Genomic DNA, 24736 nt, shown 5'->3' on the forward strand with positions numbered 1-24736 from the left:
ATGGTTATGCGATGCAATTAGCCATCAAACAAGGAATACGAATTGCAGTGATTACTGGAGGAAGAGATGAAGCTGTTGTAAATCGTTTAAAATATTTAGGCTTAACTGATATCTACGTGAATAAACGTGATAAAGTAGAAGCTTTCGAAGATTTACTTTTTTCTTATGGATTAGATCCTGATGAAATAGCGTATATGGGCGATGATTATCCAGATTTAGCTGTGATGAATTTAGTTGGATTATCAGCTTGTCCTAACGATGCTTGTATGGATGTTCGCAAAGCTTCGGAATATATTTCACCAGAAAACGGAGGGAAAGGTTGCGTTCGCGATCTATTAGAACAAATTTTGAAAGTTCAAAACAAATGGTATAATGCAGAAGAAGTAGCTTCTGTATAAAAGAATTTGAAATGTTATTAACAGAAAAATTAAAAGATACCAATATCATTTTGGCATCACAATCGCCAAGAAGAAAAGAACTTTTAGCTGGATTAGGATTGAAATTTTCGACAATTTCATTGGATATTGACGAAACATTTGATCGCAACGAATTCAAGAAAGAACAAATCACCGAATATCTTTCCGCTAAAAAAGCAAAAGCTTATACGGATATTCAACCAAATGATTTAATTATTACATCGGATACAACTGTTTGGGTTGATGATGAGTCGTTAGAAAAAGCTTCGAATAGAGAAGAAGCGTACGAAATGATTAAAAAATTAAGCGGAAAAACACATTCAGTTTATACATCGGTTACAATTCGTTCTGTAGAGAAAGAAGTTACTTTTTCGGACGAAACGCAAGTTACTTTTGTAAATTTAACGGACGAAGAAATTTATTTCTATATCGATAATTACAAACCATTCGATAAAGCGGGTGCTTATGGCGTTCAGGAATGGATTGGTTACATAGGTGTGGACAATATGAATGGAAGTTATTTCAATGTAATGGGACTTCCTACACACAAGCTATATAAAGAATTAGTGAAATTCTAAAGATACAATCCAGCTTCGGCTGGATTTTTTTATTCTACAATTATCGTATTTTTGTTTTTCTAAAAAATCAATTTTATGAAGGTCGGTTTATATTTTGGATCATTCAATCCTATTCATGTCGGACATTTAATTATTGCCAATCATTTTCAACAATTCACCGATTTGGATCAGGTTTGGTTTGTGGTTTCGCCTCAAAATCCGTTGAAGAAAAAAAGTTCTTTAGCAAATGAATATGATCGATTAGAAATGGTAGAATTAGCGATTAAAGATTATCCTAATCTTCGTGCTTCTAACATCGAATTTACATTAACAAAACCTTCGTACACAATTGATACCTTAATTCATCTAAACGAAAAATTTCCTGAGCATGATTTTGCGTTGATTATGGGTTCTGATAATTTGGATGGAATTTCGAAATGGAAAAACGCTGAGATTTTAATGCGCGATTATCAATTGTATGTTTATCCGCGTCCTGGTTATTCGCAAGAAGAAAATTTGGATAATGTCGAAATCGTTGAAGCGCCTTTGATGGAAATTTCTTCTACATTTATCAGAAATGCAATCAAAAATGGAAAAAATATAAAACCTATGTTACCTCCAAAAGTTTGGGAATATTTGGATGGAAGTAATTTGTATGGATAAATTTAATGTGAGAATTTGAAGGTTATGGACTGGGAAAATTTAATAGAATATGAATCATTAAGAATTCAAAAACAATTTGCTGGTGAAATTCGGTTTGGTCCAACTTTTTTCTCGCTTAATTCTAATCCAGAAATTAAAGAATTGAATAGTAAAATCTTTGGAGATTGGTTTTATAAACACAATTCAACGATATATTTACAACAATGGAATTCTACTAGAAATCCAGATATAAATCTTATTTCAATAAATATATTTACACTTGAATATAAAATTGTATTAGAAAATATAAAATCTGTTTTTGGGAAAATGAGATGCAGAAATAATCAATTATATTTTGTAGATAAATACAATAAAAAAGAATATTTAATCACAGCATCATGACACAACAAGCTACTATAAATAATCTAGAAGAATTAGTTCCTTTATTTGACGCGTATCGTCAATTTTATGATAAGAAATCTGATGTAAAAGCAGCGCAAAAATTTTTAGAAGCCAGAATTGTAAATGACGAATCGGTTATCTTTTTAGCCTATAATAAAGACGAAAAAGCAGTTGGTTTCGTACAATTATTTCCTTCATTTTCATCTACTCGAATGAAACGTTTCTGGATTTTGAATGATTTATTTGTTTCACCAGAATTTCGCGGACAAGGTTTTTCAAGAGAATTGATAGAAGAAGCAAAAAATCTGTGTCGCAAAACAGATGCTTGTGCAATGTTGTTAGAAACAAGTGTTACGAATGATATTGGAAATTCATTATATCCAAGTGCTGGATTTCAATTGCGTGATGATGCAAATTTTTATGAATGGGAAGTTTAACCAAATTGACGTTTCAATTCGTAGATAATATCTTCTAATCCATTTAATTTTATTTCATAAACAGTGGATAAAAGAATTCCTAATTTCCCTTTCGGAAAACCACCTTTACCAACAAACCATTCCAAATAAGAAACAGGTAAATCGCACAACAATCGCCCTTCATATTTACCGAAAGGCATTTTTGTTGTGACAATTTCTTTTAATATTTCGGGACGAAATCCTTCCATTATTTTGTTACAGTTCCTTTGTACGTTGACATTCCATCTTTGAAATTCTTCGCATTTTTGAAACCTTTTTCTTGCATTTTTTCTGTTGCTAATTTTGCTCTAACACCAGATTTGCAATAAATGAAATAATTCTTTTTTGTATCTAATTTCTGAATTTCTTCTTCGAAATTTGGATTTTTCACATCTATATTTACCGCTCCAGGAACATGACCTTCAGCAAACTCTTCAGGTGTACGAACGTCTAACAAAACATTCTTATTACTCTTGAAATTAATTTCATTTACATTGTCTAATGTCGAAGTTATTTCTTCTATTTTCGCTTCTTTTCCTTCTGAGCTTGACGAATTGCTTGCACAAGAACCTAAAAAAAGTGTTCCTGCAATCATTGCAACTCCTAAAATTTTATTTACCATTATATTGATTCATTGTATTACCTAATCCTTGAAAAATAAACGACAAAACTGCATCAGCAGCCAAATTCAATCGTTCATTCATTTTTTCATTTTCTTCTGCCGACCAATCGCCTAACACATAATCCACTTGTTTACCTTCCGAAAATTCGTTTCCTACACCAAAGCGTAATCGCGCATAATTTTGTCCGCCAACTTTATTTTGAATATCCTTCAAACCATTGTGTCCACCATCGCTACCTTTTCCACGCATACGAATTGTTCCGAAAGGCAAGTTCAAATCATCTGTAATGACAAAAATATTTTCTAACGAAATATTTTCTTTTTTCATCCAAAAACGAACCGCATCTCCACTCAAATTCATGTATGTATTTGGTTTTAACAACGTAACTGGACGCGCTTTATATTTAAACTGTGCTACTTCACCAAAATTTGATGGTGAAAATTTAGCATCAACTTTTTTAGCAACTTCTTCAACAACCTTGAAACCAATATTATGACGAGTATTTTCGTATTGAGCACCAATATTACCAAGCCCAATAATCAGATATTTTTGCATGAAACAAAATTACATCTTTTTGCAATGATTAGAAATAAATATTTACCTTTGCTTTAAAGTCTACTGAATTGGTATAGATTTTGTAAATACATGAAATCGATAAAAAATTATCATGAAAAGAATAATTAGCGTTTTAATATTATTTGTAGGAATTACTGCTTTTTCGCAGAAAATTCCAACGGTGATGAAAACTGAATTTCCGGAGGCAGCCTTACAGGATATAGTGGTAACTTCTGAAGGAGATTCGGTAACCATCGAAAAAGCTTTTTCAAATTATAAAGGACAAATTGTCTTGTTGGATTTGTGGGCAACATGGTGTGGAGATTGTATCAAAAACATGCCTGCATTGAAAGCCTTACACGAAAAAAATCCTGATGTAACATTTGTTTACCTTTCAATGGACAAAACGGAGGAAGCATGGAAAAAAGGGATTGAAAAATATCAAATTGAAGGTCAGCACTTTTACATGGGAAATAATTGGAAAGGTAATTTTGGCACAGGTATTGATTTAAATTGGATACCTCGGTATATGGTTCTTGATCAAAATGGAAAAATTGCAGATTACTACAGTGTAAAAGCAGATGATCCGAAAGTTCAAGAAACAATTGATCGTTTAAGAAATAAATAGTTTATAGTTTACCAACCTGAGGGTGATTGAAATTAAAAAATCAATCACCCTTTTTTTTGATTACTTGTTAGTAATCAGTTGTTTCCGTAGAATCGAAACAAATATTATATATTTTTTTGTAGAGTATTTTTTGTATTAAACTTTTAGTTATTATTGCATTGATTTTAATACCCTTTTTATTTATATGAAAATATGCTTCGTAATGTATCCTTGGGACAAGGTTGAACCAGGTAAAGATACCACAATGCGAATTATCAAAGAATGCGTAGACCGTGGTTTTGAAGTATCCTATTTGACAAAAAAAGATATCTCTATTGCCAAAGGTAAAGTTGTAGGAAACTGCAAAAAGATGATAACTACAGAAACAAATGATTGTGTTGAGTTTTATCACACCATGAAATTTGAAAGTAGTATAAAAGATTTGACCGAATTTGATATAATTTTTATGAGAGCCGATCCACCAATTGATCCGCTTTTGTTGAATATGTTAGAATTAATCGAAGATAAAGTTTTCTTCGTGAATAAAATTTCGGGATTACGTAAAGCAAATAATAAAATATACGCCGCATCTTTTGATGATGGTCTAGAAACAATTGTTCCTCAAACACTTATTACAAAAGATATTGATTTGATAAAATCGTTTGTAGAAGAAAATAATTTCGAGAAATTTATCATCAAACCTTTAGACGGAATGGGTGGTAAAGGTGTTATACTTTTCGAACGAAAAAATATTGGTAACTTAAGCTCGATTTGCGATTTTTATATCAATCATACCGGATATTCTCAGCCTATTATTTGTCAAAATTATATAGAAGGTGCAGAAAAAGGTGATGTTCGCGCTATTGTGATTAATGGTGAACCGATTGGTGCAATTATGCGTGTTCCTGCAGAAGGTGACCACCGTTCTAATATTTCGGCTGGTGGTTCTGCGATTAGACACGAAATGAGTGAACATGAGTTAGATTTATGCCGTAAAATAGGAAAACAATTAAATGAAGATGGAATTTATTTTTGTGGTATCGATTTGATTAACGGAAAAATGGTTGAGCTAAATGTAGTAAGTCCTGGAGGAATTGTTCCTCACAATAATGTAAACAATAACAACGAAATTCAGAAACAAATCGTGTCGATGTTATTGGAGAAATATAAAGAATTTAAAGCATGAAATCCATAAGTATACAGCAAATTTTAGAGAATATTGAGAACGAAATTGTATTTGAAGCTTATGCAGAAGACGAATCATTCAAAATAAAAATCGACGAATACATTCCTTACGTTTGTGCTGCCATTCATGATGGTGGACAAATGCGCGAAGATATTCGCGAAAAATGTTTATTAAGCAATTATGAACGTTGGTACGAGGAAGATCCGCATACTGCTGAGTTTGTAGAAACTTTTCCAATCTTAATTCAAGGTTGTGATTCTCGATTTGAATACGATTTGAACCGTGGTCCAGAAACTGCTGTGTACGAAGAAGCTTGGGGAAAACAGGTTTGGAAAGAACCTTTGTCGGTTTCTCAAAAACAAAAAAGTATTGCAAAACATCACGCTTTTTATGAAGTTTTAGAAGCTTTAATCAACAAGCTTGAAACTAAATTTAAATCATGTTTGGTTTATGATATTCATTCGTACAATTGGAAACGTTGGGATCGTCCGGTTCCTGTCTTCAACATTGGTGCGGAGCGAGTTGACAACGAACGTTACGGAAACTATGTAGAAAGTTGGCGCGATGAATTAGCAAATATTGAGTTAGAAAATATTCACAATTATTCAGCGATTAACGATGTATTTTATGGACGCGGTTATTTGTTAGAATTTGTTACAAATCGATTCAAAAATACGTTGGTTTTAGCGACAGAAGTTTCAAAAATTTATTGTGATGAATTAACAGGAGAATCTTTTCCAGAAATTATTAACCAAATTAAAGAAGGTTTTAAATCAGCGATTCTTAACCACGCTTATGAGTTTGTAAAAACGGAAACAACGTACAAAGTAGGTTCTAAGCAAGTAAATATTTTGCACAATGAATTAGAATCTGACTTGGTTAAAATTGATAAACAATTGTGCCAATTGGTTCAGAATTTTGAATTGTTAAGTGTTATCAATCCGATCAATTTAGAATTTGAAAAGAAGAAATTTTTAGCTTCAAAATATACATACGAACCACAATTTAAATACAATCCGCTTAACATTGATCCATTCGAATTTAAACGAAAATTATCGAATATTAAAGTCGAAAAAATCAATGATATTAGTATTCAAAATATGTATGTTAACACGATTAACGCTTATTTTGATAAGGTCGATTTATTAGCCAATCTTGGTACGGATAAATTTTTATACAATTCGTTGCGTTACTTTGGCGAACCATCCAAAAAAGATATCGAAAACGCGAACTTTATCCTTTATTGTCCTGAATTTAGAATGGATAAACAAGGAAATTATACAGAGGAAGAAGTGGTTAATCTTTTTAGAAATGCTACGAATGATTATGGTTTCAAATTTGACATCGAAGTTTCGGATGATATCGCATCAAAAGCACTTGTAATCAATAGCAAGAGAAAAGTTGTGATTAAACGTGGCGTTAAGTTTGACAAACGTTTTACAAATGGTTTAATTGAGCACGAAATTGGAGTTCACATGGTAACAACGATGAACGCGTTGGATCAACCATTAAAAATCTTTAGTATTGGTTTACCTGTAAATACATTAACGCAAGAAGGTTTAGCGATTTTAAGTGAATATTATTCTGATTCTATTAATCATAGCCGACTAAGAGAACTTGGTTTACGCGTTATGGCAGTTCATATGTTGACAAATGGAAAATCATTCAACGAAACATTTATGACCTTGATGGAAGAATACAAAATGCAACCAGAAGATGCATTTTATCTGACAACTCGCGTTTATCGTGGTGGTGGTTTTACAAAAGATGCACTTTACTTGAAAGGTTTGAAAACAATTTTGAATTATGTTGATCAAGGGCGTTCTTTGGATAATTTATTGATTGGAAAAACTTCAGTTGAATACATTGATACAATTGACGAATTAGTTGAGCGTAAAATGATTAATAAACCGAAATATCATACCAAAATTTTCAAAAAACATCTTGAAAATCCAGAAATCAACCCGATTTTACAATATATTTTTAACGGAATAAAAGATTAAAAAATAAAAACCCACTCAAATTTGAGTGGGTTTTGTGTTATTATGAACTAATATTTAATCTTTTTTCTCAATTCTTTTATCAAAATAGAATAATACAATTCCTAATGCAATAATACCTAAACCAAATAAACTTTCTTTTGGTTTTTGCATCAAAACGAAATAACAGATATATAAACTAAATGCTAAAAATATAGCAGGTAAGACATAAAAGAATTTACTTTTGATAATAGTTAATTGATCTTGTTTGATAAAGAAAGCTGTACAAACTGCTAATGTTGCTAATATTTGTAAAACAAACGATGTATAGGTAAAAATCACTTCAAAATCTCCTGAAAAAATTAGCAAAATACTAATTGCTGTATGCACCCAAATTGCACGAACTGGAATTCTATTTTTGTTCTCTTTCGCCATAAAATTCCACAATTTATTTTCGCGCGCTGTGGCTTGCGTCAAACGAGAACCAATCCACAAATAACCGCTAATCGTCGCAATCAATTGTAAAGCAATAAAGCAACTCACCCATTTTACATTATTTCCAAGCAGATTACCGAACGAAATATTTGCAACATTTTCTTGTCCAGCCAAAGTTGCTACTGATGCATGTTTCAAGAAAACATAATTTAGCAAAACATAAGAAATCGTGACAAAAATAACGCCTATAAATAGTGCTTTTGGTAAGTTTTGTTTTGGTTGCTCAATTTCTTCTACGATGTATGAAGCCGAATTCCAACCTGTATAAGCAAAAGTAACATAAACCAAAGACGTCGCAAATGCAGGAAGTAACAATTCATTTTTCCAAGTCGAATCAAAAACTACCGCATTTGGCTCAACTGCTGGAGCAAAATAAAAACCTAAAGCAATTAAAACAACAATAAATACAACTTTTAGAATAGTAAAAATATTCTGAAAGTTACTACTCAAATTTAGACTGAATGATTGAAAAACGGCAACAATCAAAATCATGGCTATTGCAAATTCTTTTCCTAAATCAAACCCGAAAACATTCAAGTATTTTCCCATTGCCAAAGCCGCTAAAGAAATTGGCGCTGAGAAACCAACGAATAAAGAAATCCAACTTGATAAATAACCAAAAACGGGATGAAATGTCCGAGATAAATAAATATAATCTCCTCCTGATTGTTTAAATTTTGAAGCTAATTCCGAATAAATAAATGCGCCAATCAACGCTAACAATCCTCCTATTGACCACAATAATAAGATAGAAGTTGTATTTTTTAAATCAGAAATTTGATAACCCAAACTGGTAAAAACACCTGTTCCGATCATATTCGAAATCACTAAAGCTGCTGCGGTTTTCCAACCAATTTTTGAATGTGCCATACACAAAAAAGTGCCAATTGAATGTTTGAATTTACATTAAAATTGACACTTTGAATATTTTATTATTGATTAAAATTTAAAACTTGCACGCGCAAAATAATACGCTCCTGTCATCCCCATTTGAACTGGCGCATACGGAAAAACTCCATAATAAGAATTTTCGTAAACTTGCTTGTCTGGGAAAACATCAAACAAATTATTTGCACCAATTGTAAAGTTGAAATTCTTTGTAATATCATAACCAATCGAAGCATCCGTCACCGCTTTTCCCGTATGTTCTTGGATACTTCCCCAAGGATATCCATCTTTTGTCACTTTTCCGAAATACGTGTTACGCACCATAAAATTGAATCCAGAAATTGCATAATTCAATCCTAAAGTTGCTTTTGTTTTTGGACTTAATGATTCGATAATATTGACTTGATCAGGACCAAAAAATTCTTCCGTTGGAATTGTTAAAGCTGTTGGAAAATGATAACCGACAATTTTTGTTTCGTTGATATTTCCTGATAAACTTGCATTCAATTTTCCTCGACCTAAACGAGTATCATAGGAAATTACTAAATCCAAACCTTTGGTTTCTGTATCAATTGCATTCGTAAAAATACGCGCTGTCGCTACATTATATTTTTCTAAAGCAGGATCTGTGATATCAGAAGTTAAGACAATTCGGTCATCAACTTTTATAAAATATCCATCCAATGTGATAAATAATTTTGAAGTCGGACGAAATGTTAAACCTAAACTTGCATTGATTGATTTTTCTTCTTTTAATTTATCCAAACCAATTTCTTTCGACAATTCAGACTCATTTCGAATAATTCCTTTTGTTACCAAAACTTGATCACCATTATCATTCAAGAATAAATCGGTATACGAATTACTGAAATATTTTTGTTGTAAAGAAGGTGCTCTAAATCCTGTCGAAATCGCTCCACGAACCGAATATCCTTTTGCGTATTCATATCGCATCGCTAATTTTCCGTTGATTGTACTTCCAAAATCTGAGTAATTTTCAAATCGTCCAGCTAAATCAGCCGTAAAATCTCCAAATTTCAATTCTCCATCTACATAAGCCGCAACTGAGTGACGATCACCTTTTACAACATTCAATGGAGAAAACCCTACAAAAGATTCAGATCCAGAACCTGTGTAAGAAGCTTCATCTCCTGCTTCGATTTTATATTGTTCAAAACGATATTCTCCTCCAAACGCTAAGCTAACATTTTGATTGATTCGTTTCGAAAAATCTAAATTGACTGTATTTTGTAAAAATTGATGTTTCCCTGCATAAAAATCGGTTGGAGAATTTAAACCTAATGATTGATTAATTGAATTTTCTAAATCATATTTGAATGAATTTAAACCAAAAGTATTACTCAAGTCAACTTTCCATCCATCATATGAATAACGTAATCCTGTCGAATTTGAATAATCATTTACATTAGATTTTAACGTTGCTTGAAAACCATTTGGATAAATTTTTAACGCATCTTCAGACAATTCGCTTGGCAATCTTCTAAAACCGAATCCATTTCCTTGGCGTAATGAAACGCCTCCAAATGAATAAAAATCTAATCGATCATTAATCGCCGTTTCAGCATTTACAAAAAATTGTTGATTTTTGATTGCCGCATCTCCAATTTGAAATCTAAAATCTTTTCTCGAAAGCCCTAAAGCAGCAATTTTAGCGTCATCCGCAGCTCTTGCAGCATCTGGATCATCTGCAAAATCGTAGGCGAAATTATCTCCAAAAATATCTAAATTATGATCTTTCGAACGATTCGTTTTCTTGCGCTCACTTACAACTGCCGAAAAAACAATCGAACCCGATTGTCCTAATTTCGTTCCATAACTGCCGTTAAAATTGTACGTTTCTCCATCATTTCGAGAAGTCTGACCATACGTCAAAGACGCGTCACCACCTGGTTTAGATTTCAAAACAATATTTACAACTCCCGCAATCGCATCAGAACCATATTGTGCAGCCGCACCATCACGTAAAACTTCAATTTTATCAATTGCTGAAATCGGAATTGCACCTAAATCTGTTCCTACAGAACCATTCCCTACCGTATTTTGGTAATTCACTAAGGATGTTGTGTGACGACGTTTTCCATTAATCAAAACCAAAACCTGATCTGGTCCCATTCCACGCAACGTCACAGGATCAATATGCTCCGTTCCATCGGCAGATGATTGACGAACCGAATTAAAAGAAGGAATAACCACATTCAAAATATCATTCACACTCAATTGAGGAGAAGACGTTTTCAATTTCTCAACATCGATAATATCGACAGGAACCGACGAATTAACCACCGTTCTTTCTGATGTACGACCACCAATTAAAATAACTTCGTTAAGATTTGTTTCCTCCTTTTCAACTTCTTGAGCAAAAAGTGTAGATGCGCAAATAAATGCGAATGAAGCAAGTAAAAATTTGTTTCTTTTCATTTTTAATTATCATAAAACTTTCAAGAAACCAACAGATAAAAGTGAAATACTTTTACTCATCTTTCCCTCTAATAGGTTGGATTTAGCACCTTAGATTATAAGTCATCTGGTTGCTAAGGTTTCACAGGGCCAATCCCTCCACCTTTCTTGATAAGTTATGCAAAGGTAATGTTAAAAAATGAAAACGCAAACAATACTCTATCAATTTCATAGAGTTATTGAATTAACAACGAAATATCCAATTCTTGGCTTTCGTCTAAATTCATCATCGCATTGATTCGTTTGAATGATTTAAAATTAACTAAATCTGAAACTTTTATATTTTTCTGAATGATTTCGCCTGATTGTAACAAAGCTTCTCGCATTGTCCCTTTCAACAGAAAAGTTCGTGGCGTGATCCATTGAGAACCGTCAAAAAAAACAATATTCGAATAAATACAATCTGTAATATAATTTGATTTTACCAAGACCAAATCATCTGTTTTTGACTCTTTTAAATATTCATCAAAAAACCAACGATCTAAATATTTGTAGGAATAATCAATTTTATTTTCGATCTCAAAAAGTTGAATACTTTCAATGGGTTTGATTTGATACGATTGAAATTCTACCGATTGAATTTCACGATCATAAACAATTCTAACTTTATATTTTTCGTCCGTTAAATCTGTCGGAAACTTAATAATTTCGTCCAATAAAATCGGATTGATTTCAGTAAAATTATCATTTCTTGTTCGATCAAATCTCGCTTGATGAAATTCTAAATTTCGAAGTTGTTTGTTTACACAACAAATCGATTCAATAAATTGGAACATACACTTTTTGTATTAATTCTTCGTACTCTGCTTTTGCCTTACTTTTTGCTGTTATTCCTCCTCCACTCTTGAAAAATAATTCACCTTGATTATTTTCGATGAAACGAATCATCACAGCACTATCAAGATTTTCGCCATCAAAAACACCAAAAACTCCTGTATAAAAATTTCGATGATACTTCTCGGCTTCTAAAATAATTTCAACGGTTTTCTTTTTGGGCGCACCGCAAATAGAACCAGCAGGTAAAAGTTGATCGAAAATCGTTCCTAAATTTTGACTATAATCATCATTCAAATCGCCTTTTATCTCAGAACTTACTTGCAAAAGTGTTGCATCATTTGTCTTCACCTCATCCATGTAGCGATAATTTATCACCTCAACATTTTCGGAAACAAGACTCAAATCATTTCTGATTAAATCGACAATTGTTGCATGTTCGGCAGCTTCTTTTTCATCATTCAAAATAAGTTGCTTCGCATTTAGAATCGAGGCATCAATGGTTCCTTTCATTGGATTTGAAAAGATTTTTTGATCTTCAATTTTCACAAAACGTTCGGGAGAAAAACAAACAAATTCGTTTTTATATTTCAATTTATATTTTGCTTCAGAAAACTGAAAAACTTCATCTAAAGTCAAATCTGTTTCAATTTTTGTTGGAAGCGTTAAATTCGTTAAATATGAATTTCCAAACAAAAGATTATCGTGAACATAATTGAATTTTGGCAAATATTCGTCAAAAGAAATCGGGAATTTATTGAATTTAAAATCTTTCTGAAAAAATTCTTTTTTTGTTGAATCTACTTCAAATTTTATCTCATCAGGTAATTCCTTCAACGGAATTACTTCTCCATTTTCTTTCAAAAAATCGATCATAAAAAAAAAGGGAACTTTTGCAGCTCCCAATTCATTCATTTTCGTAAAAATCGAATGCTTTGCTAACATTCGATAAAATTAATATTATTCTTGGTTTGTACCAAGTAGATCAATTTCTGTTTTTTCATCATCTGTCAAAATCATATCTTTTAACATAAAATAAACCATCATATAGCCAATTGGATAAGTTGCTAACGCACCTACATAACAAGCAATAGCTCCTATTGAAGCAACCAGACTAACAACAATAGCTATTAGAACCATCCACCAAAAATTCTTTTTTACGATTGCATAAGAAGTTTTCATTGCGTCAATAGCGCTCATATTTCCATAATGAATAAGATACGGAGCCAGATAAATACACGCTTGTAAGAACAATAAAAATACTGTCGCCACTAAGATGTATAACATACCAAAAAGCGATGAACCAATCATTAATGCTGGGTTTACATTTTCGGGATCATTAAACATAAGTGGTAAAAAAGAAAAAATAATGTATGGTAACATTACAACTATTGCGACTCCCATTACGATAAGTGTTAAAAGGAAATAGCTTCCTATATTTTTGAAACCTCCAAAAAAGTCACCTAGTTCTACTGACATTTTGTTTTCGGCACGTTCTGCTCCAATCATAAATCCCATTATAAGTGGATACATCACAAAAAGCAATCCGATTACAGTGAAGGAAGTAAACATATAAATAATAGCTGCGACAAGAGCATAAATAACAAATGGCTGCCAATTATTTTGGAAAAGTTCTAATGATTGATTGAAATATTTCCCAATATCAAATTGAAATTTATTGTTTTTGTAATACTCAATTTTGTTGTAATCTAATGTTTTCATCTTAACGTTGGTTTTATTGAAATTAATGTAAATTTGCTTGATTAGTAGAATAAAATTAATAATTGTTACAACATGAATGCAAACGATTTATTATCAATCATAAAAAATAGACGCTCTATATTTCCTCCGCAATACACACAAGAAGAAATTACACGCGAAGAATTGAATCAAATTTTTGAGGCAGCAAACTGGGCACCATCTCATAAAAAAACAGAACCTTGGCGTTTTGTCGTATTAGAAGGCCCTGCAAAAGACCGTTTCCGCGAATACGTAAAGCGTGTTTATGTGCAAGGAACGCCAACAGATCAATTGAGCGACAGAAAAATAAATGCATTAATTGAGAAATGTGATAAGTCGAATAAAATTGTTTTAATCAATTTTATCAACACAGAAAAAAATCCTGAATGGGAAGAATTAGCTGCAACCTCTATGGCTGTTCAAAATATGTGGTTAATGGCAAGTGCCTTAAATATTGGTGCATATTGGTCTTCTCCAGCAAATGTAATTGCAAATGTTGATGAGTTTACAACTATGGAAGAAGGTGAAAAATGTGTTGGTGTTTTCTATATGGGAAAATTTGATGGAGAAATCCCAGAAGCTATTCGTCAACCAATCGAAGATAAAGTGAGATTTTTAGAATATTAAAAATCTTCTGAAAATAATTTGAGAAAGACTACTATTTTTTAGTGGTCTTTTTTATTAAATAGAAAATCAACTCTTTATGATTTTTGTATATTTGAATAAATACTTTAATATGAAATACATGAAATCGATTTTTAACTACTTATTAGTTGTAATCTCTATTAGTTTTTTTACATCTTGCAAAAACTCTAATCCAGTTGTTTACGACGACCCTATTCCAAAACATGAAACATTTACAATTGATTCTAAAATTCTGAATGAAAAGCGAATTATTAATGTTTGGGTTCCAAAAGAATATTCGACTTCTCAGGATTCATTATTCGTTTTGTATATGCCAGATGGCGGAACAAAAGAGGATTTTCCGCATATTGCAAACACATTGGACAGTTTGATTATTTCGAAAAAAATAAAACCAGTTATTTTGGTTGGAATAGAAAATATACAACGTCGCAAAGATTTGAGTCCGCCAACCGAAAACGAAGAAGATAAAAAAATAGCCGATATTGTGGGTGGTTCGAATGAATTTAGAAGTTTTATCAAGGATGAATTATTTCCTGAAATCACGAAAAAGTATCGCACTCAATCCCAAAAAGGAATTATTGGCGAATCGTTGGCTGGATTATTTATCATGGAAACTTTTCTGAAACAACCCGAAATGTTTGATTATTATATTGCAATTGATCCTTCACTTTGGTGGAACGATCATAAAATGTTATTGAATGCAAAAAATGATTTAGCTAAATTTCCTTCTACTCAAAAAAAGTTATGGTTTGCAGGATCTGGAGCAAGTGATATTTTGCCTTATACAGATGATTTGAAGAATATTTTAACGCAAGAAAAACTTCCAAATCTACAATGGAATTATTCTCCAGAACCGAAAGAAGAACATGTTACAATTTACAGAGCAACTAAAGAAAAAGCACTGATTTGGAGTATTGGTAAATAAAATTTATCTAATAAACCAAAAAACCTCACTTCAAATGAAGTGAGGTTTTTTTTACGCGATTCGTTTACCTAAAATAGTTAAACTTCTTTCTATTCCGTCTAAAGTTGCAATATTGGGATAATTTCCCCAATCTTCGAAACAAAAATGTTTGAATAATTTCAAGCTCGGTTCGTTATGCGAAAAAATAAAACCTAAAATCGTTTTGATTCCAAATTCTGGCGCTTTCGTAATGCTATATTCCAACACTTGTTTTCCTAAACCTTTTCCACGTTGCGTAGCATCTAAATAAATGCTAATTTCTACAGTTGCATCATAAGCTGGTCTTCCATAAAAAGATTGAAAACTTACCCAACCTACAATGTCTTTCGATTCATTTTCTACAACCCAAAGTGGTCTTTTTTCAGGTGAATGTTCTTCGAACCATTTTACTTTACTTTCAACTGAAACTTGTTCTGTATCGGCAGTCACTAATCGCGAAGCTATTGTCGAATTATAAATTTCTGTTATTTTTTCTAAATCTCTTCGTTTAGCATCTCTATATGTTAACATCTAAATTTTTAAATTTTATTCTGCGTTTGATTTTAAAAAGGAATATTCTTTTTCATCGCCATCATATAGCCCAAATGCATTGCTTCGTGAATATTGTTGTACAAAATTGCATCTTCAATCGATTCTAACGTCATACCAAAACTTGTTTTATATGATCGATAATACGATAGTTTTTCCGAACGATAATCCTTGAACATCTGCATTGGTGTACTTTCCAACATTTCCTTCAATTCTGTCACATCCTCTTCTGTTACTTCCGTATTTCCAATTGTTCCTTTTTTATACTTCTGGATAAACTGAATATCGACCAACATCCTATTATCGGTTAAATAATAATGGATCAATTGCTGTGTTGCCAAAACATGAGCAGCATTCCAAAACAAATTGTTTTTATAGCCAACAGGTATATAAAGTAGTTGTTTCAGAGAGTGTTGTTCAAGCTCATCAATAATCTGTTTTCTTATATTCGTCAGATAAATAATATGCTCTTCCATAGTCAGATTTAAAGTTTAAATATACATCAAATTAAGTCTATTTATCAAATTATAAAGCAAAACAATTAAAATCACGTTTTTAGATTATTTAAAGTCTTTGATTCTTCGTAATTTTGTCTCATTAAATTTAAAAGATGGCTTACACAAGAGATCAAATATATCAAGTATTAGAAGAATTGGGTATTCGCAATTGGATGCGTAACGCTCAAGTGATGGGAAATGATATTATTTTGGATATTGTTTCTCCTTCGCCTGCAATGCACGAACGCAAGCGTTTGGAAATTGCGTTGAAAAATGCATTTAAAGAAAATTTACCTGAGTCAAATCTTAAACTTAACATTTCTGTTGAAGTTGAAGAAAAAAATCCGAACGAAATCAAAGGTTCAGAATTGCCAGGTGTTAAAAATATTATCGCTGTAGCATCAGGAAAAGGTGGTGTTGGTAAATCTACTGTTTCATCAAACTTAGCAATTAGTTTAGCAAACATGGGATTCAAAGTTGGTTTATTAGATGCTGATATCTACGGACCTTCTATGCCAATTATGTTCGATTGTCAAGATGCTCGTCCATATTCTGTAGAAGTTAATGGAAAAACGAAAATAAAACCAGTAGAAGCTTACGGAATCAAGTTATTATCAATTGGTTTCTTTGCTGATACAGATCAAGCAATTGTTTGGAGAGGACCGATGGCTGCAAAAGCATTAAATCAAATGATTCGTGATGCACATTGGGGAGAATTAGATTTCTTATTAATCGATTTACCTCCAGGAACAGGTGATATTCATTTATCTATCGTTCAACAAGTTCCAATTACAGGAGCAGTTGTGGTTTCTACACCTCAAAATATTGCATTAGCAGATGCGAAAAAAGGAGTTGGAATGTTCCAAATGGAAGCGATTAATGTTCCAGTTTTAGGAATTGTAGAAAATATGGCGTATTTTACACCAGAAGAATTACCTAACAACAAATATTATATCTTTGGACAAAATGGTGCAAAGAACTTAGCAGAACAAATTGGTGTTCCTTTCTTAGGCGAAATTCCAATTGTACAATCTATTCGCGAAGCTGCTGACGTTGGTCGTCCAGCTGCAATGCAAGAAGATACTGTTGTAGCTAATGTTTACAAAGAAATTGCACGTAACGCAGTACAAAGTTTAGTAGAACGTAACAATACTTTGCCTCCAACAGAAGCTGTCCGTATTACAACGATGGCAGGTTGTTCGGCAAAAAATTAAAAAAGTAAAAGATCATGACTCCAGAAGAAAAATATTCAGAAGTTGAAAAGGCCTTAACTGAAATTAGACCATTCTTAAATTCAGATGGAGGCGATATCGAATTAGTATCTGTAGAAGATAATATTGTAAAAGTTCGCCTTACAGGTGCATGTATAGCATGTTCTGTCAACCAAATGACCTTAAAGTCAGGTGTTGAAATGACCATCAAAAAATATGTTCCAGAAATTGTTTCGGTTATCAATGTTTCAGATTTTGAAACTTCAACTGAAGCAGATCAAATATCTTCCTTAAAAGAAGAAAATTAGAATATCATTAGATTCTCATAAATTAAAACGCCTTTATATCAATTTATAAAGGCGTTTTATTATTTTTGGCAAACAATTTGAATCTTAACCTCAAAACCAAAAATTCAAAATGAAAAAATATATTTTATTTTTTACTTTTATTATCCTTTCATTTGCATTGCCTTTAAATGCTCAAAACAACTACAAAGTTGGCGAAAATCTAAAATTTAGAGTTCATTATTCTGGATTGAATGCAGGCTTCGCATCAATTGATGTAAAAGAAGCTACATTGAACGGAAAAAGTCATTTTCATATCGTAGGAAAAGGAACTTCTACTGGTGCGGTACGTGCTTTTTTTAAGGTAGATGATAATTACGAATCATATATTGACAAAACAGATTTGAAACCAACAAAATTTGTTCGAAATATTGTAGAAGGAAGTTACAAACGTCATCAAATCTATTATTTTGATCATGCCAATAGAAAAGCAAAAGTTGAAAATAAACGAGATGGAAAAGTCACAACAGAAACAATTCCGTACGATGCGCAAGATTTACTTTCTGCTTTTTATAGCTTACGTAATGCCAATCATGCCACTCTTAAAACAGGAGATTATTTGAACGAAAATATTTTTCTTGGTGATGAAACGCTTAAATTTCGATTGAAAGTTTTGGGACGTGAAACCCTAAAAACAAAATTCGGGAAAATTGCAGCAATCAAAATTCGTCCTTACGTACAATCTGGTCGTGTTTTCAAAGAATCAGAATCGGTTACAATGTGGGTTTCTGACGATGATAACTTAGTTCCATTAAAAATAAAAGCTGGACTATTAGTTGGATCATTAAATGCAGATCTTAACGAATATAGTAATTTAAAATATCCAATTACTTTTACGAAGTAAACTGATTGTAAATCATAAAAAAATCCCGCTATTAATGCGGGATTTTTTCATTTAATATTGTGTTTCCGTTTTTGTCAAAATAAGTACAAGTATAATTATCTAAAGAAACAATCCATTTCTCTATGCCTGTTTCTGCACAATGCTTACAAAATGTAAAATAATCTGTTTCACCTTTTTGATGAATTTTTAGATATGTTGTAAATTTCTCAATATTTACATCATCTTCAATCATTAAATCATCGTATTGTGTATCAGAAGTCGTTTCAAAATCATCTGTCCCAAAATAATTGGTATGACTATCTACCACCCAAGTCTCGAAAACAATAACGCCTAAAGATTTAATCTCTTTGATATAATTCGGAAAATCTGCTCCAGATTTCACTTTTTCGTGTGCTTTTTCTATATCGGCAACTGTAAATTTTTTCATATTATTTTGATTGATTATGTTCTAAATATTCCAAAAAAACATCACTCGGAATTTCCATTGCACCCAAACTCGCTAAATGCTCTGTATAAACCTGACAATCGATCAATTTATATTTCTTGTGATATTTTGCAACAAATTGTATAAAACCAGCTTTGGAAGCGTTGCTTACTTTCGCAAACATACTTTCTCCGCAAAAAATATCGCCCATATCAATTCCATAAAAACCACCAACCAATTCGTCGTTTTGCCAAACTTCGATACTTTTAGCAATTCCCATTTCATGTAACGTACAATATGCTTCGATCATATCATTCGTAATCCACGTTCCGTCCTGATCTTTTCTATACGCTTGCGAACAATTTGTAATCACTTCTCGAAACGCTTTATTTTCTGAATACGTAAATGTTTGATCTCGAAAAACTTTCTTCATCGATTTCGAAACATGTAAATTTTCTGGAAACAAGACAAATCGATCTTGAGGAAACCACCAAATAATTGGATCTTCTTCATTAAACCAAGGAAAAATTCCTTTCTGATAAGCCAGAATTAAGCGTTCTGGCGAAAGATTTCCTCCAACAGCTATAATTCCCTCACTATTCACTTCATCGTAATCAGGAAAGATTAAATCAGAACTTAACCAATACATATCGTTTTGTGTATAATTTATATAAAATTAAAAAAACGTGTCCAATAAAGAACACGTTTAGTATTAATTGATGTTTTGTTTTCCTTAGAATGGTAAATCATCATCATCTCCGTTAGAAAAAGTATCTACTGGAGGCGCTGGTGCAAAATTATCGTAACCTTGAGGTGCTTGTGCAGCTGCATTTGCCATATTTTCAATTCTCCACGCTTGGATTGTATTGAAATATCTTGCTACACCTTCTGGGTTCACCCACTCGCGACCACGAATGTTGATAGAAACTTTCACTTCATCACCAGGTTTGTAAGCATTCAACACGTCTGTCTTATCTTGTGTAAGCTCAATTAAAATATCTTGTGGATATTGTTCTTGCGTTGTAACAACGAATTCTCTTTTCTTGAAACTTGCAGTAATATTTTGAGTTTCAAATACTTTTTTAATTCTTCCTGTAATTTCCATTTTTGTAAAAGCTTTGTACAAATTTAGAATGTAAAAAAAGATTAAAAAAATTTTATTTCGAAATTTTGTTAGAAAGAAAACTTGTGTATATTTGCAATCCAAATCGGTGAGATTTTAGCGGGCGTGGTGGAATTGGTAGACACGCTAGACTTAGGATCTAGTGCCGCAAGGTGTGGGAGTTCGAGTCTCCCCGCCCGTACAACAGAAAAGACTTTGAAATATTTTCAAAGTCTTTTTTTTATGATTTATTGTTTTCTAATGATTTATAATATTTTTCATAAATTTAGATCATTATTTGGTTATAAGTTGGTTTGGTATGTATTCGAAAAGAAAAAGAAATTTAAAATCTGGAGGGAGAACTATCCCCATTTTTGAATTTATAGTAGTTGTTATTATCATCATTATTTTGATTTACTTCGCAGTTTTCTAAGGAAATTATTCTTCATTTTTTTTAACATTAATTTATAATTATTTCATTATCTATGGTTTAATATTTGTTCGTTATAGATAACAAATCTATTAACAACTTATAAAACAAAAATTATGGACAAATTACAATTAGAAGGAAAATGGAATCAAATCAAAGGATCTGTTAAACAAAAATTTGGAGATTGGTTTGATGATGATGATACTTTTTTGAATGGAAAATTTGACGATATCGTTGGAAAAATTCAAGAAAAAACAGGAAAAACAATCGAAGAAATTGAAAGTACAATTAGAGATTGGGTTGACACAGATGAAGATGCAGAAGATAATGCGAAAAATAATCAGCCACAAGCTTAGTTGATATAGAAAATGGTTAGAATTTAGGTTCTAACCATTTTTTTATGCTTCTATATTTTTATAAAATGTTTTTCTACGTTTATGGATAACAGGATCAAAGTTTTTCCATAATTGTTGCACTTTTGTATTTTCCTCAAGCAAAGGATTCGTTTCTAAAGTTTTAATTCCTCTTGCTATAAATCGATCATAAAGTTCTTTAAAAATCAAGGCATTTACACCTTTATTTTGATAATGAGGATCAATTCCAATCAAATAAAATTCGACATGATCGTTCTTTTTTTGCGCTTGCATCAAATGCCACCAACCAAATGGGAACAATTTTCCTTTCGTTTTCTGGAAAGCTTTTGAAAATGAAGGCATCGTAATCGCAAAAGCAATCATTTTGTTGTTTTTATCTTTTACACATGAAATAAAATCGGGATGAAGAAATTTTAGATATTTCTTTTTGTAATGCTCAACCTGAAATTTTTCTATCGGAACAAAACTTTGCAATTCTGCATACGTCACATTCAACAAATCGAACATCTCATCTACGTAAGGTAACATTTCGTCAATTGTATCAAATTTATACGTATCTATTTCGTAACGTTTTTTGAGCATTTCACACAATTTATCCATTTGCTTTACCTTGCCCAAATTGGCAATATCAATAGAATATTCTAACCACTCGGCTTTTGGTTGATAACCTAATTCTTGCAAATATATTGGATAATATTCGTAATTATATAAACCGATCAAAGTGGCAACTTTATCAAATCCTTCTGTTAATAATCCAGCTTTATCCATATTCGAAAATCCCATCGGACCTTCTATATAACTCAGTTTATTATTTTTAGCAATGTTTTCAACAGTTGTTAATAAAGCTTTTAAAATGTTGATATCATCTTTAAAAACTAACCAACCAAACCGAATTTTAGTCTTTCCAAGTTCTTTTACTTCGGTCCAATTAATAATCGAAACAATTCGTCCAACGACTTCTTTTCCTTTGTAAGCTAAAAAATAGTTAGCTTCAACCGTCTCAAAAATTGCATTATTTTTATCAAAACTTGCGAGTTCATCTTTCTTTAAAGAAGGCACCCAATACGGATTATCTTTATACACTTCAAAAGGTAAATCGACAAATTTCTTCATTTCACTTGGCGTATTCACCTCTCTTACTTCGATCATATGCTATTAAATTGCGTCTTACAGATTCTAATTTAGGGAGATTTTTTTAGAGAACAATTTTCTCTTCTACAGATTTTCCGTTTTTATCTTTTCCGTAAAATAAAATATAATCAAGCTTTACGGAGATTCCAGCCGTTCCTTTCTTCTGTTTTAAGAAAACACGATTCAGTGTTATCAACTTGTTATTAACAGTTGTTTGAACAATTGGATTTTTTTGAGAATCAAGCTTAAGCGTTAATTTTTGAGTTGGATAAGAAACCAATGTCAACTGAAAAACATTCTTTTCAATTTTCTTAATATCTAAACCATATGCCAATTTCTTTTGTATAGAAGTCAAGGGCTTTTTTGAACCATCTTCAGCATAAAGAATGCGATAAATATCAACTGGATTATCATCATCTAAAATTCCTTTGCTCGAAAAAAGTGCATCGTAAACAAACGTATTTTTATTGTCGTTGTGCTGAATATAGAATAGTCTATTTTCTGATTTTGGAGGGACAGGATAACCTTGTTGCGCATTTACAACAAAAGAAAAAAGGATAGAGCAAATAATTAATAGGTTTTTCATTAGTTGATATTTTTGAAGATAGAAGATAAGAATTATTTGAATGATTATCTAAATCCAAATAAAAAGTTTCGAAACTTTAACTTGTACAATATTATTTCGATCAAGAAAATCTTGCGGAAATTTTTATTTTTTCATTTTTTCTTTGACGAATTCTACAACAATCGGAATTAAAGAAAACACAATAATTGCCATGACAACTATCTCGAAATTGTTTTTGATAAATGGGATTGTTCCAAGGAAATAGCCAGCCAATGTAATCCCGAAAACCCAAATTGTTCCACCGATGAAATTATATTTAATAAATGTACCATAATGCATTTTAGAAATTCCTGCAACGAAAGGCGCAAGCGTTCTTACAATCGGAACAAAACGTGCAATTACAATCGTTTTAGAGCCATATTTTGTGAAGAAATCTTCAGTCTTTTGAATGGCAGAGTCTTTAATAATTCGTTTACCGAAAATTTTGGCTGTGACTAATTTCGCTCCCAAGGTTTTACCAATCGTATAATTGACCGTATCACCTGCAATCGCTGCAATCCAAAGCAAACCTAAAACGATATAAATATTAAGTTGATCTGGAAAAGCTGCAGCCAACATTCCTGCCGCAAATAAAAGCGAATCACCTGGTAAAAAAGGCATGACAACCAAACCTGTTTCGATAAAGATTAAGAGAAACAAAATCAAGTAAAACCAGTTTTGATAATCATTCAAAATGGTTTCTAAATATTTATCGAAATGTAGTATGTAATCTAAAATTTCCATGATTTAAAGGTATAAAAAAACTCGACCGAAGTCGAGTTAATTTTTTATTGTTATTCTTGTTCAGCAATCTTTTTTTTGCCGAACTTTTCTTTGATAATTTCCACTAAAATTGGAAGTACAGAAGCGATTGTTATTCCTAAAATTACTTTAGAAAAATTATTTTGAACCCATTCGATATTTCCTAAAAAGTATCCAATAAGTGTTAAACCAACAACCCATAACACAGCTCCAATTACGTTATATGTAATGAAAATAGAATATCCCATTCGTCCGATTCCTGCAACAAAAGGCGCTAAAGTTCTTACAATTGGTACAAAACGAGCAATTACAATGGTTTTTGAACCGTATTTTTCGTAGAATTCGTGCGTTTTATTGATATGTTCTTCTTGGATGAAATTTTTACCAAAAATCTTAACCTTAGTTGCTTTATAACCAACTTTTTTCCCGATGGTATAATTCAACGTATCACCGAGAATGGCGGCCACTAAAAGAATTGCAATCATAATCCACACATTCATATCATTTGTTTCTTGCGCAGCCAACATACCTGCTGCAAACAACAGTGAATCTCCAGGTAAAAATGGCATCACAACCACACCTGTTTCCACGAAAATGATTAAAAATAAAATTGCATACAGCCATAAACCATATTCATTTGCAAACTCTGCTAAATGTTGGTCGATATGCATAATAAAGTCAAAAAGACTCATAAATACTTCCATAAAAGTTGATTAAATTTCCGAAGCATTAAATGCATTTTTGATATGATTTACGCTCCAAGATTGTTGTTTTTTTAAAAGTGCTAAAATATCAAATCTTACCTCAGAAATAAAATTATTTTTCTGAATAAAATCATCTGCGGCAAGAATTAACAATTTCTTCTTCTTTGTGTTAACAGAACTTTCTGGCTCCGCAACATAATTTGAAGTACGACTCTTAACCTCTATAATAACAATCTCATTTTCAAATTGAGCAATAATATCGATTTCGGCTTTTCTGTAAAAATAATTTCGAGCCAATATTTTGTATCCATTTTGGATTAAATAATTAACAGCAAAATCTTCTGCTTCTTTTCCGAAATCGTAACTAATACTCAT

The 24736-nt window shown here is 31.8% G+C and carries 32 protein-coding genes, 1 tRNA gene and 1 riboswitch; of the genes, 15 read left to right on the top strand and 18 right to left on the bottom strand.

The window, feature by feature from the left end; translation table 11 throughout:
• From B4H69_RS09990 to B4H69_RS10010, 5 genes are all read left to right on the top strand, one after another.
• On the top strand, nt 1-398 hold a 398-nt coding region (locus B4H69_RS09990; protein ID WP_291093797.1), incomplete at its 5' end, for a KdsC family phosphatase.
• 11 nt (nt 399-409) lie between these two features.
• The gene (locus B4H69_RS09995) at nt 410-994 is read left to right on the top strand and encodes a Maf family nucleotide pyrophosphatase (protein WP_180905374.1); all 585 of its coding nucleotides are present in this window, start codon (nt 410-412) and stop codon (nt 992-994) included.
• Between the two features lie 75 nt (nt 995-1069).
• Complete coding sequence (gene nadD, locus B4H69_RS10000; protein WP_180905375.1) at nt 1070-1636, top strand: nicotinate (nicotinamide) nucleotide adenylyltransferase; 567 nt, start codon at nt 1070-1072, stop codon at nt 1634-1636.
• Nucleotides 1637-1660: 24 nt separating this feature from the next.
• Entirely contained in the window at nt 1661-2017 is a 357-nt protein-coding gene (locus tag B4H69_RS10005) for a hypothetical protein (protein WP_038336388.1), read from the top strand.
• Nucleotides 2014-2454 (top strand): GNAT family N-acetyltransferase, encoded by a 441-nt coding sequence (locus tag B4H69_RS10010; protein ID WP_291093800.1) that lies wholly within the window; start codon nt 2014-2016, stop codon nt 2452-2454. The genes B4H69_RS10005 and B4H69_RS10010 overlap by 4 nt, the downstream gene beginning before the upstream one ends.
• On the opposite strand, the gene B4H69_RS10015 is transcribed toward B4H69_RS10010, so the two are convergent.
• The 3 genes from B4H69_RS10015 to pth are packed head-to-tail and all read right to left on the bottom strand — an operon-like array spanning nt 2451 to nt 3650.
• On the bottom strand, nt 2451-2681 hold the full coding sequence (locus B4H69_RS10015; RefSeq protein WP_038336390.1) for a DUF3820 family protein: 231 nt from the start codon (nt 2679-2681) through the stop codon (nt 2451-2453). The genes B4H69_RS10010 and B4H69_RS10015 overlap by 4 nt on opposite strands.
• Nucleotides 2681-3094 (bottom strand): rhodanese-like domain-containing protein, encoded by a 414-nt coding sequence (locus B4H69_RS10020; protein WP_052217907.1) that lies wholly within the window; start codon nt 3092-3094, stop codon nt 2681-2683. The genes B4H69_RS10015 and B4H69_RS10020 overlap by 1 nt, the downstream gene beginning before the upstream one ends.
• The gene (gene pth / locus B4H69_RS10025) at nt 3084-3650 is read right to left on the bottom strand and encodes an aminoacyl-tRNA hydrolase (RefSeq protein ID WP_038336392.1); all 567 of its coding nucleotides are present in this window, start codon (nt 3648-3650) and stop codon (nt 3084-3086) included. Before pth ends, B4H69_RS10020 begins: the two co-directional genes overlap by 11 nt.
• A gap of 112 nt (nt 3651-3762) precedes the next feature.
• Between pth and B4H69_RS10030 the strand changes: the two genes are divergently transcribed.
• From B4H69_RS10030 to B4H69_RS10040, 3 genes are all read left to right on the top strand, one after another.
• A complete protein-coding gene (locus tag B4H69_RS10030; protein ID WP_019974382.1) occupies nt 3763-4278 on the top strand; it encodes a TlpA family protein disulfide reductase in 516 nt (171 codons plus the stop codon).
• A 184-nt stretch (nt 4279-4462) separates the two neighbouring features.
• The gene (gene gshB / locus B4H69_RS10035) at nt 4463-5443 is read left to right on the top strand and encodes a glutathione synthase (RefSeq protein ID WP_084106936.1); all 981 of its coding nucleotides are present in this window, start codon (nt 4463-4465) and stop codon (nt 5441-5443) included.
• Nucleotides 5440-7446 (top strand): flavohemoglobin expression-modulating QEGLA motif protein, encoded by a 2007-nt coding sequence (locus tag B4H69_RS10040; RefSeq protein WP_291093804.1) that lies wholly within the window; start codon nt 5440-5442, stop codon nt 7444-7446. Before gshB ends, B4H69_RS10040 begins: the two co-directional genes overlap by 4 nt.
• A gap of 54 nt (nt 7447-7500) precedes the next feature.
• On the opposite strand, the gene B4H69_RS10045 is transcribed toward B4H69_RS10040, so the two are convergent.
• From B4H69_RS10045 to B4H69_RS10065, 5 genes are all read right to left on the bottom strand, one after another.
• On the bottom strand, nt 7501-8787 hold the full coding sequence (locus B4H69_RS10045; RefSeq protein WP_291093806.1) for an APC family permease: 1287 nt from the start codon (nt 8785-8787) through the stop codon (nt 7501-7503).
• A gap of 69 nt (nt 8788-8856) precedes the next feature.
• Nucleotides 8857-11244 carry a TonB-dependent receptor plug domain-containing protein gene (locus B4H69_RS10050; RefSeq protein WP_291093808.1) on the bottom strand — a complete coding sequence of 796 codons (2388 nt, stop codon included), beginning with the start codon at nt 11242-11244 and terminating at the stop codon, nt 8857-8859.
• Between the two features lie 53 nt (nt 11245-11297).
• Nucleotides 11298-11401, bottom strand: a riboswitch (SAM riboswitch).
• Between the two features lie 58 nt (nt 11402-11459).
• Nucleotides 11460-12059, bottom strand: coding sequence for an aminotransferase class IV (locus tag B4H69_RS10055; RefSeq protein ID WP_114998715.1), 600 nt, complete (start codon nt 12057-12059; stop codon nt 11460-11462).
• Nucleotides 12043-13002 carry an aminodeoxychorismate synthase component I gene (locus B4H69_RS10060; protein ID WP_219033805.1) on the bottom strand — a complete coding sequence of 320 codons (960 nt, stop codon included), beginning with the start codon at nt 13000-13002 and terminating at the stop codon, nt 12043-12045. Before B4H69_RS10060 ends, B4H69_RS10055 begins: the two co-directional genes overlap by 17 nt.
• Nucleotides 13003-13017: 15 nt before the next feature.
• Complete coding sequence (locus B4H69_RS10065; protein ID WP_114998712.1) at nt 13018-13779, bottom strand: hypothetical protein; 762 nt, start codon at nt 13777-13779, stop codon at nt 13018-13020.
• A 72-nt stretch (nt 13780-13851) separates the two neighbouring features.
• Between B4H69_RS10065 and B4H69_RS10070 the strand changes: the two genes are divergently transcribed.
• Entirely contained in the window at nt 13852-14424 is a 573-nt protein-coding gene (locus B4H69_RS10070; protein ID WP_114998710.1) for a nitroreductase family protein, read from the top strand.
• A gap of 109 nt (nt 14425-14533) precedes the next feature.
• The gene (locus B4H69_RS10075) at nt 14534-15367 is read left to right on the top strand and encodes an alpha/beta hydrolase (RefSeq protein WP_291093810.1); all 834 of its coding nucleotides are present in this window, start codon (nt 14534-14536) and stop codon (nt 15365-15367) included.
• Nucleotides 15368-15418: 51 nt separating this feature from the next.
• Here B4H69_RS10075 and B4H69_RS10080 read toward each other — a convergent pair whose 3' ends face one another.
• Nucleotides 15419-15916, bottom strand: a complete 498-nt coding sequence (locus tag B4H69_RS10080) for a GNAT family N-acetyltransferase (protein ID WP_180905390.1) — start codon at nt 15914-15916, stop codon at nt 15419-15421.
• A gap of 32 nt (nt 15917-15948) precedes the next feature.
• Nucleotides 15949-16410, bottom strand: a complete 462-nt coding sequence (locus B4H69_RS10085; RefSeq protein WP_038336414.1) for a DinB family protein — start codon at nt 16408-16410, stop codon at nt 15949-15951.
• A 134-nt stretch (nt 16411-16544) separates the two neighbouring features.
• On the opposite strand from B4H69_RS10085, the gene B4H69_RS10090 reads away from it, so the two are divergent.
• From B4H69_RS10090 to B4H69_RS10100, 3 genes are all read left to right on the top strand, one after another.
• On the top strand, nt 16545-17645 hold the full coding sequence (locus B4H69_RS10090; protein WP_114998705.1) for an Mrp/NBP35 family ATP-binding protein: 1101 nt from the start codon (nt 16545-16547) through the stop codon (nt 17643-17645).
• A 14-nt stretch (nt 17646-17659) separates the two neighbouring features.
• Complete coding sequence (locus B4H69_RS10095) at nt 17660-17950, top strand: NifU family protein (RefSeq protein ID WP_114998704.1); 291 nt, start codon at nt 17660-17662, stop codon at nt 17948-17950.
• Between the two features lie 109 nt (nt 17951-18059).
• The gene (locus B4H69_RS10100) at nt 18060-18830 is read left to right on the top strand and encodes a DUF3108 domain-containing protein (protein ID WP_280045832.1); all 771 of its coding nucleotides are present in this window, start codon (nt 18060-18062) and stop codon (nt 18828-18830) included.
• A gap of 31 nt (nt 18831-18861) precedes the next feature.
• Here B4H69_RS10100 and B4H69_RS10105 read toward each other — a convergent pair whose 3' ends face one another.
• The 3 genes from B4H69_RS10105 to B4H69_RS10115 form a co-directional block, all read right to left on the bottom strand.
• A complete protein-coding gene (locus B4H69_RS10105) occupies nt 18862-19257 on the bottom strand; it encodes a DUF1398 domain-containing protein (protein ID WP_280045833.1) in 396 nt (131 codons plus the stop codon).
• Between the two features lies 1 nt (nt 19258).
• A complete protein-coding gene (aat, locus tag B4H69_RS10110; protein WP_280045834.1) occupies nt 19259-19903 on the bottom strand; it encodes a leucyl/phenylalanyl-tRNA--protein transferase in 645 nt (214 codons plus the stop codon).
• Between the two features lie 84 nt (nt 19904-19987).
• The gene (locus B4H69_RS10115; protein ID WP_038336420.1) at nt 19988-20359 is read right to left on the bottom strand and encodes a DUF3127 domain-containing protein; all 372 of its coding nucleotides are present in this window, start codon (nt 20357-20359) and stop codon (nt 19988-19990) included.
• 117 nt (nt 20360-20476) lie between these two features.
• Between B4H69_RS10115 and B4H69_RS10120 the strand changes: the two genes are divergently transcribed.
• Nucleotides 20477-20558 (top strand) — tRNA-Leu (locus B4H69_RS10120).
• Between the two features lie 344 nt (nt 20559-20902).
• Nucleotides 20903-21142, top strand: a complete 240-nt coding sequence (locus tag B4H69_RS10125; protein WP_125349576.1) for a CsbD family protein — start codon at nt 20903-20905, stop codon at nt 21140-21142.
• A 42-nt stretch (nt 21143-21184) separates the two neighbouring features.
• On the opposite strand, the gene B4H69_RS10130 is transcribed toward B4H69_RS10125, so the two are convergent.
• The 5 genes from B4H69_RS10130 to B4H69_RS10150 form a co-directional block, all read right to left on the bottom strand.
• On the bottom strand, nt 21185-22309 hold the full coding sequence (locus tag B4H69_RS10130; protein WP_291093815.1) for a GNAT family N-acetyltransferase: 1125 nt from the start codon (nt 22307-22309) through the stop codon (nt 21185-21187).
• A gap of 46 nt (nt 22310-22355) precedes the next feature.
• A complete protein-coding gene (locus B4H69_RS10135; RefSeq protein ID WP_114998697.1) occupies nt 22356-22877 on the bottom strand; it encodes a DUF4833 domain-containing protein in 522 nt (173 codons plus the stop codon).
• Nucleotides 22878-23000: 123 nt separating this feature from the next.
• Complete coding sequence (locus B4H69_RS10140; protein ID WP_291093819.1) at nt 23001-23639, bottom strand: VTT domain-containing protein; 639 nt, start codon at nt 23637-23639, stop codon at nt 23001-23003.
• 50 nt (nt 23640-23689) lie between these two features.
• Nucleotides 23690-24361 (bottom strand): DedA family protein, encoded by a 672-nt coding sequence (locus B4H69_RS10145; RefSeq protein WP_286479317.1) that lies wholly within the window; start codon nt 24359-24361, stop codon nt 23690-23692.
• A gap of 9 nt (nt 24362-24370) precedes the next feature.
• On the bottom strand, nt 24371-24736 hold the full coding sequence (locus B4H69_RS10150) for a YraN family protein (protein ID WP_291067019.1): 366 nt from the start codon (nt 24734-24736) through the stop codon (nt 24371-24373).

The organism is Empedobacter sp. UBA6745 (genome assembly GCF_002453775.1).
GTDB lineage: Bacteria > Bacteroidota > Bacteroidia > Flavobacteriales > Weeksellaceae > Empedobacter > Empedobacter falsenii_C.

Coding starts and splice junctions, on each gene's coding strand:
- B4H69_RS10045 (WP_291093806.1), bottom strand. CDS start 8,787: ATGGCACATTCAAAAATTGGTTGGAAAACCGCAGCAGCTTTAGTGATT.
- B4H69_RS10135 (WP_114998697.1), bottom strand. CDS start 22,877: ATGAAAAACCTATTAATTATTTGCTCTATCCTTTTTTCTTTTGTTGTA.
- aat (WP_280045834.1), bottom strand. CDS start 19,903: ATGTATTGGTTAAGTTCTGATTTAATCTTTCCTGATTACGATGAAGTG.
- B4H69_RS10030 (WP_019974382.1), top strand. CDS start 3,763: ATGAAAAGAATAATTAGCGTTTTAATATTATTTGTAGGAATTACTGCT.
- B4H69_RS09995 (WP_180905374.1), top strand. CDS start 410: ATGTTATTAACAGAAAAATTAAAAGATACCAATATCATTTTGGCATCA.
- B4H69_RS10055 (WP_114998715.1), bottom strand. CDS start 12,059: ATGTTCCAATTTATTGAATCGATTTGTTGTGTAAACAAACAACTTCGA.
- B4H69_RS10060 (WP_219033805.1), bottom strand. CDS start 13,002: ATGTTAGCAAAGCATTCGATTTTTACGAAAATGAATGAATTGGGAGCT.
- nadD (WP_180905375.1), top strand. CDS start 1,070: ATGAAGGTCGGTTTATATTTTGGATCATTCAATCCTATTCATGTCGGA.
- B4H69_RS10105 (WP_280045833.1), bottom strand. CDS start 19,257: ATGAAAAAATTTACAGTTGCCGATATAGAAAAAGCACACGAAAAAGTG.
- B4H69_RS10005 (WP_038336388.1), top strand. CDS start 1,661: ATGGACTGGGAAAATTTAATAGAATATGAATCATTAAGAATTCAAAAA.
- B4H69_RS10085 (WP_038336414.1), bottom strand. CDS start 16,410: ATGGAAGAGCATATTATTTATCTGACGAATATAAGAAAACAGATTATT.
- B4H69_RS10140 (WP_291093819.1), bottom strand. CDS start 23,639: ATGGAAATTTTAGATTACATACTACATTTCGATAAATATTTAGAAACC.
- B4H69_RS10050 (WP_291093808.1), bottom strand. CDS start 11,244: ATGAAAAGAAACAAATTTTTACTTGCTTCATTCGCATTTATTTGCGCA.
- B4H69_RS10090 (WP_114998705.1), top strand. CDS start 16,545: ATGGCTTACACAAGAGATCAAATATATCAAGTATTAGAAGAATTGGGT.
- B4H69_RS10015 (WP_038336390.1), bottom strand. CDS start 2,681: ATGGAAGGATTTCGTCCCGAAATATTAAAAGAAATTGTCACAACAAAA.
- B4H69_RS10065 (WP_114998712.1), bottom strand. CDS start 13,779: ATGAAAACATTAGATTACAACAAAATTGAGTATTACAAAAACAATAAA.
- B4H69_RS10130 (WP_291093815.1), bottom strand. CDS start 22,309: ATGATCGAAGTAAGAGAGGTGAATACGCCAAGTGAAATGAAGAAATTT.
- B4H69_RS10075 (WP_291093810.1), top strand. CDS start 14,534: ATGAAATACATGAAATCGATTTTTAACTACTTATTAGTTGTAATCTCT.
- B4H69_RS10080 (WP_180905390.1), bottom strand. CDS start 15,916: ATGTTAACATATAGAGATGCTAAACGAAGAGATTTAGAAAAAATAACA.
- B4H69_RS10010 (WP_291093800.1), top strand. CDS start 2,014: ATGACACAACAAGCTACTATAAATAATCTAGAAGAATTAGTTCCTTTA.
- B4H69_RS10095 (WP_114998704.1), top strand. CDS start 17,660: ATGACTCCAGAAGAAAAATATTCAGAAGTTGAAAAGGCCTTAACTGAA.
- B4H69_RS10125 (WP_125349576.1), top strand. CDS start 20,903: ATGGACAAATTACAATTAGAAGGAAAATGGAATCAAATCAAAGGATCT.
- B4H69_RS10115 (WP_038336420.1), bottom strand. CDS start 20,359: ATGGAAATTACAGGAAGAATTAAAAAAGTATTTGAAACTCAAAATATT.
- B4H69_RS10100 (WP_280045832.1), top strand. CDS start 18,060: ATGAAAAAATATATTTTATTTTTTACTTTTATTATCCTTTCATTTGCA.
- B4H69_RS10070 (WP_114998710.1), top strand. CDS start 13,852: ATGAATGCAAACGATTTATTATCAATCATAAAAAATAGACGCTCTATA.
- B4H69_RS10040 (WP_291093804.1), top strand. CDS start 5,440: ATGAAATCCATAAGTATACAGCAAATTTTAGAGAATATTGAGAACGAA.
- gshB (WP_084106936.1), top strand. CDS start 4,463: ATGAAAATATGCTTCGTAATGTATCCTTGGGACAAGGTTGAACCAGGT.
- pth (WP_038336392.1), bottom strand. CDS start 3,650: ATGCAAAAATATCTGATTATTGGGCTTGGTAATATTGGTGCTCAATAC.
- B4H69_RS10145 (WP_286479317.1), bottom strand. CDS start 24,361: ATGGAAGTATTTATGAGTCTTTTTGACTTTATTATGCATATCGACCAA.
- B4H69_RS10150 (WP_291067019.1), bottom strand. CDS start 24,736: ATGAGTATTAGTTACGATTTCGGAAAAGAAGCAGAAGATTTTGCTGTT.
- B4H69_RS10020 (WP_052217907.1), bottom strand. CDS start 3,094: ATGGTAAATAAAATTTTAGGAGTTGCAATGATTGCAGGAACACTTTTT.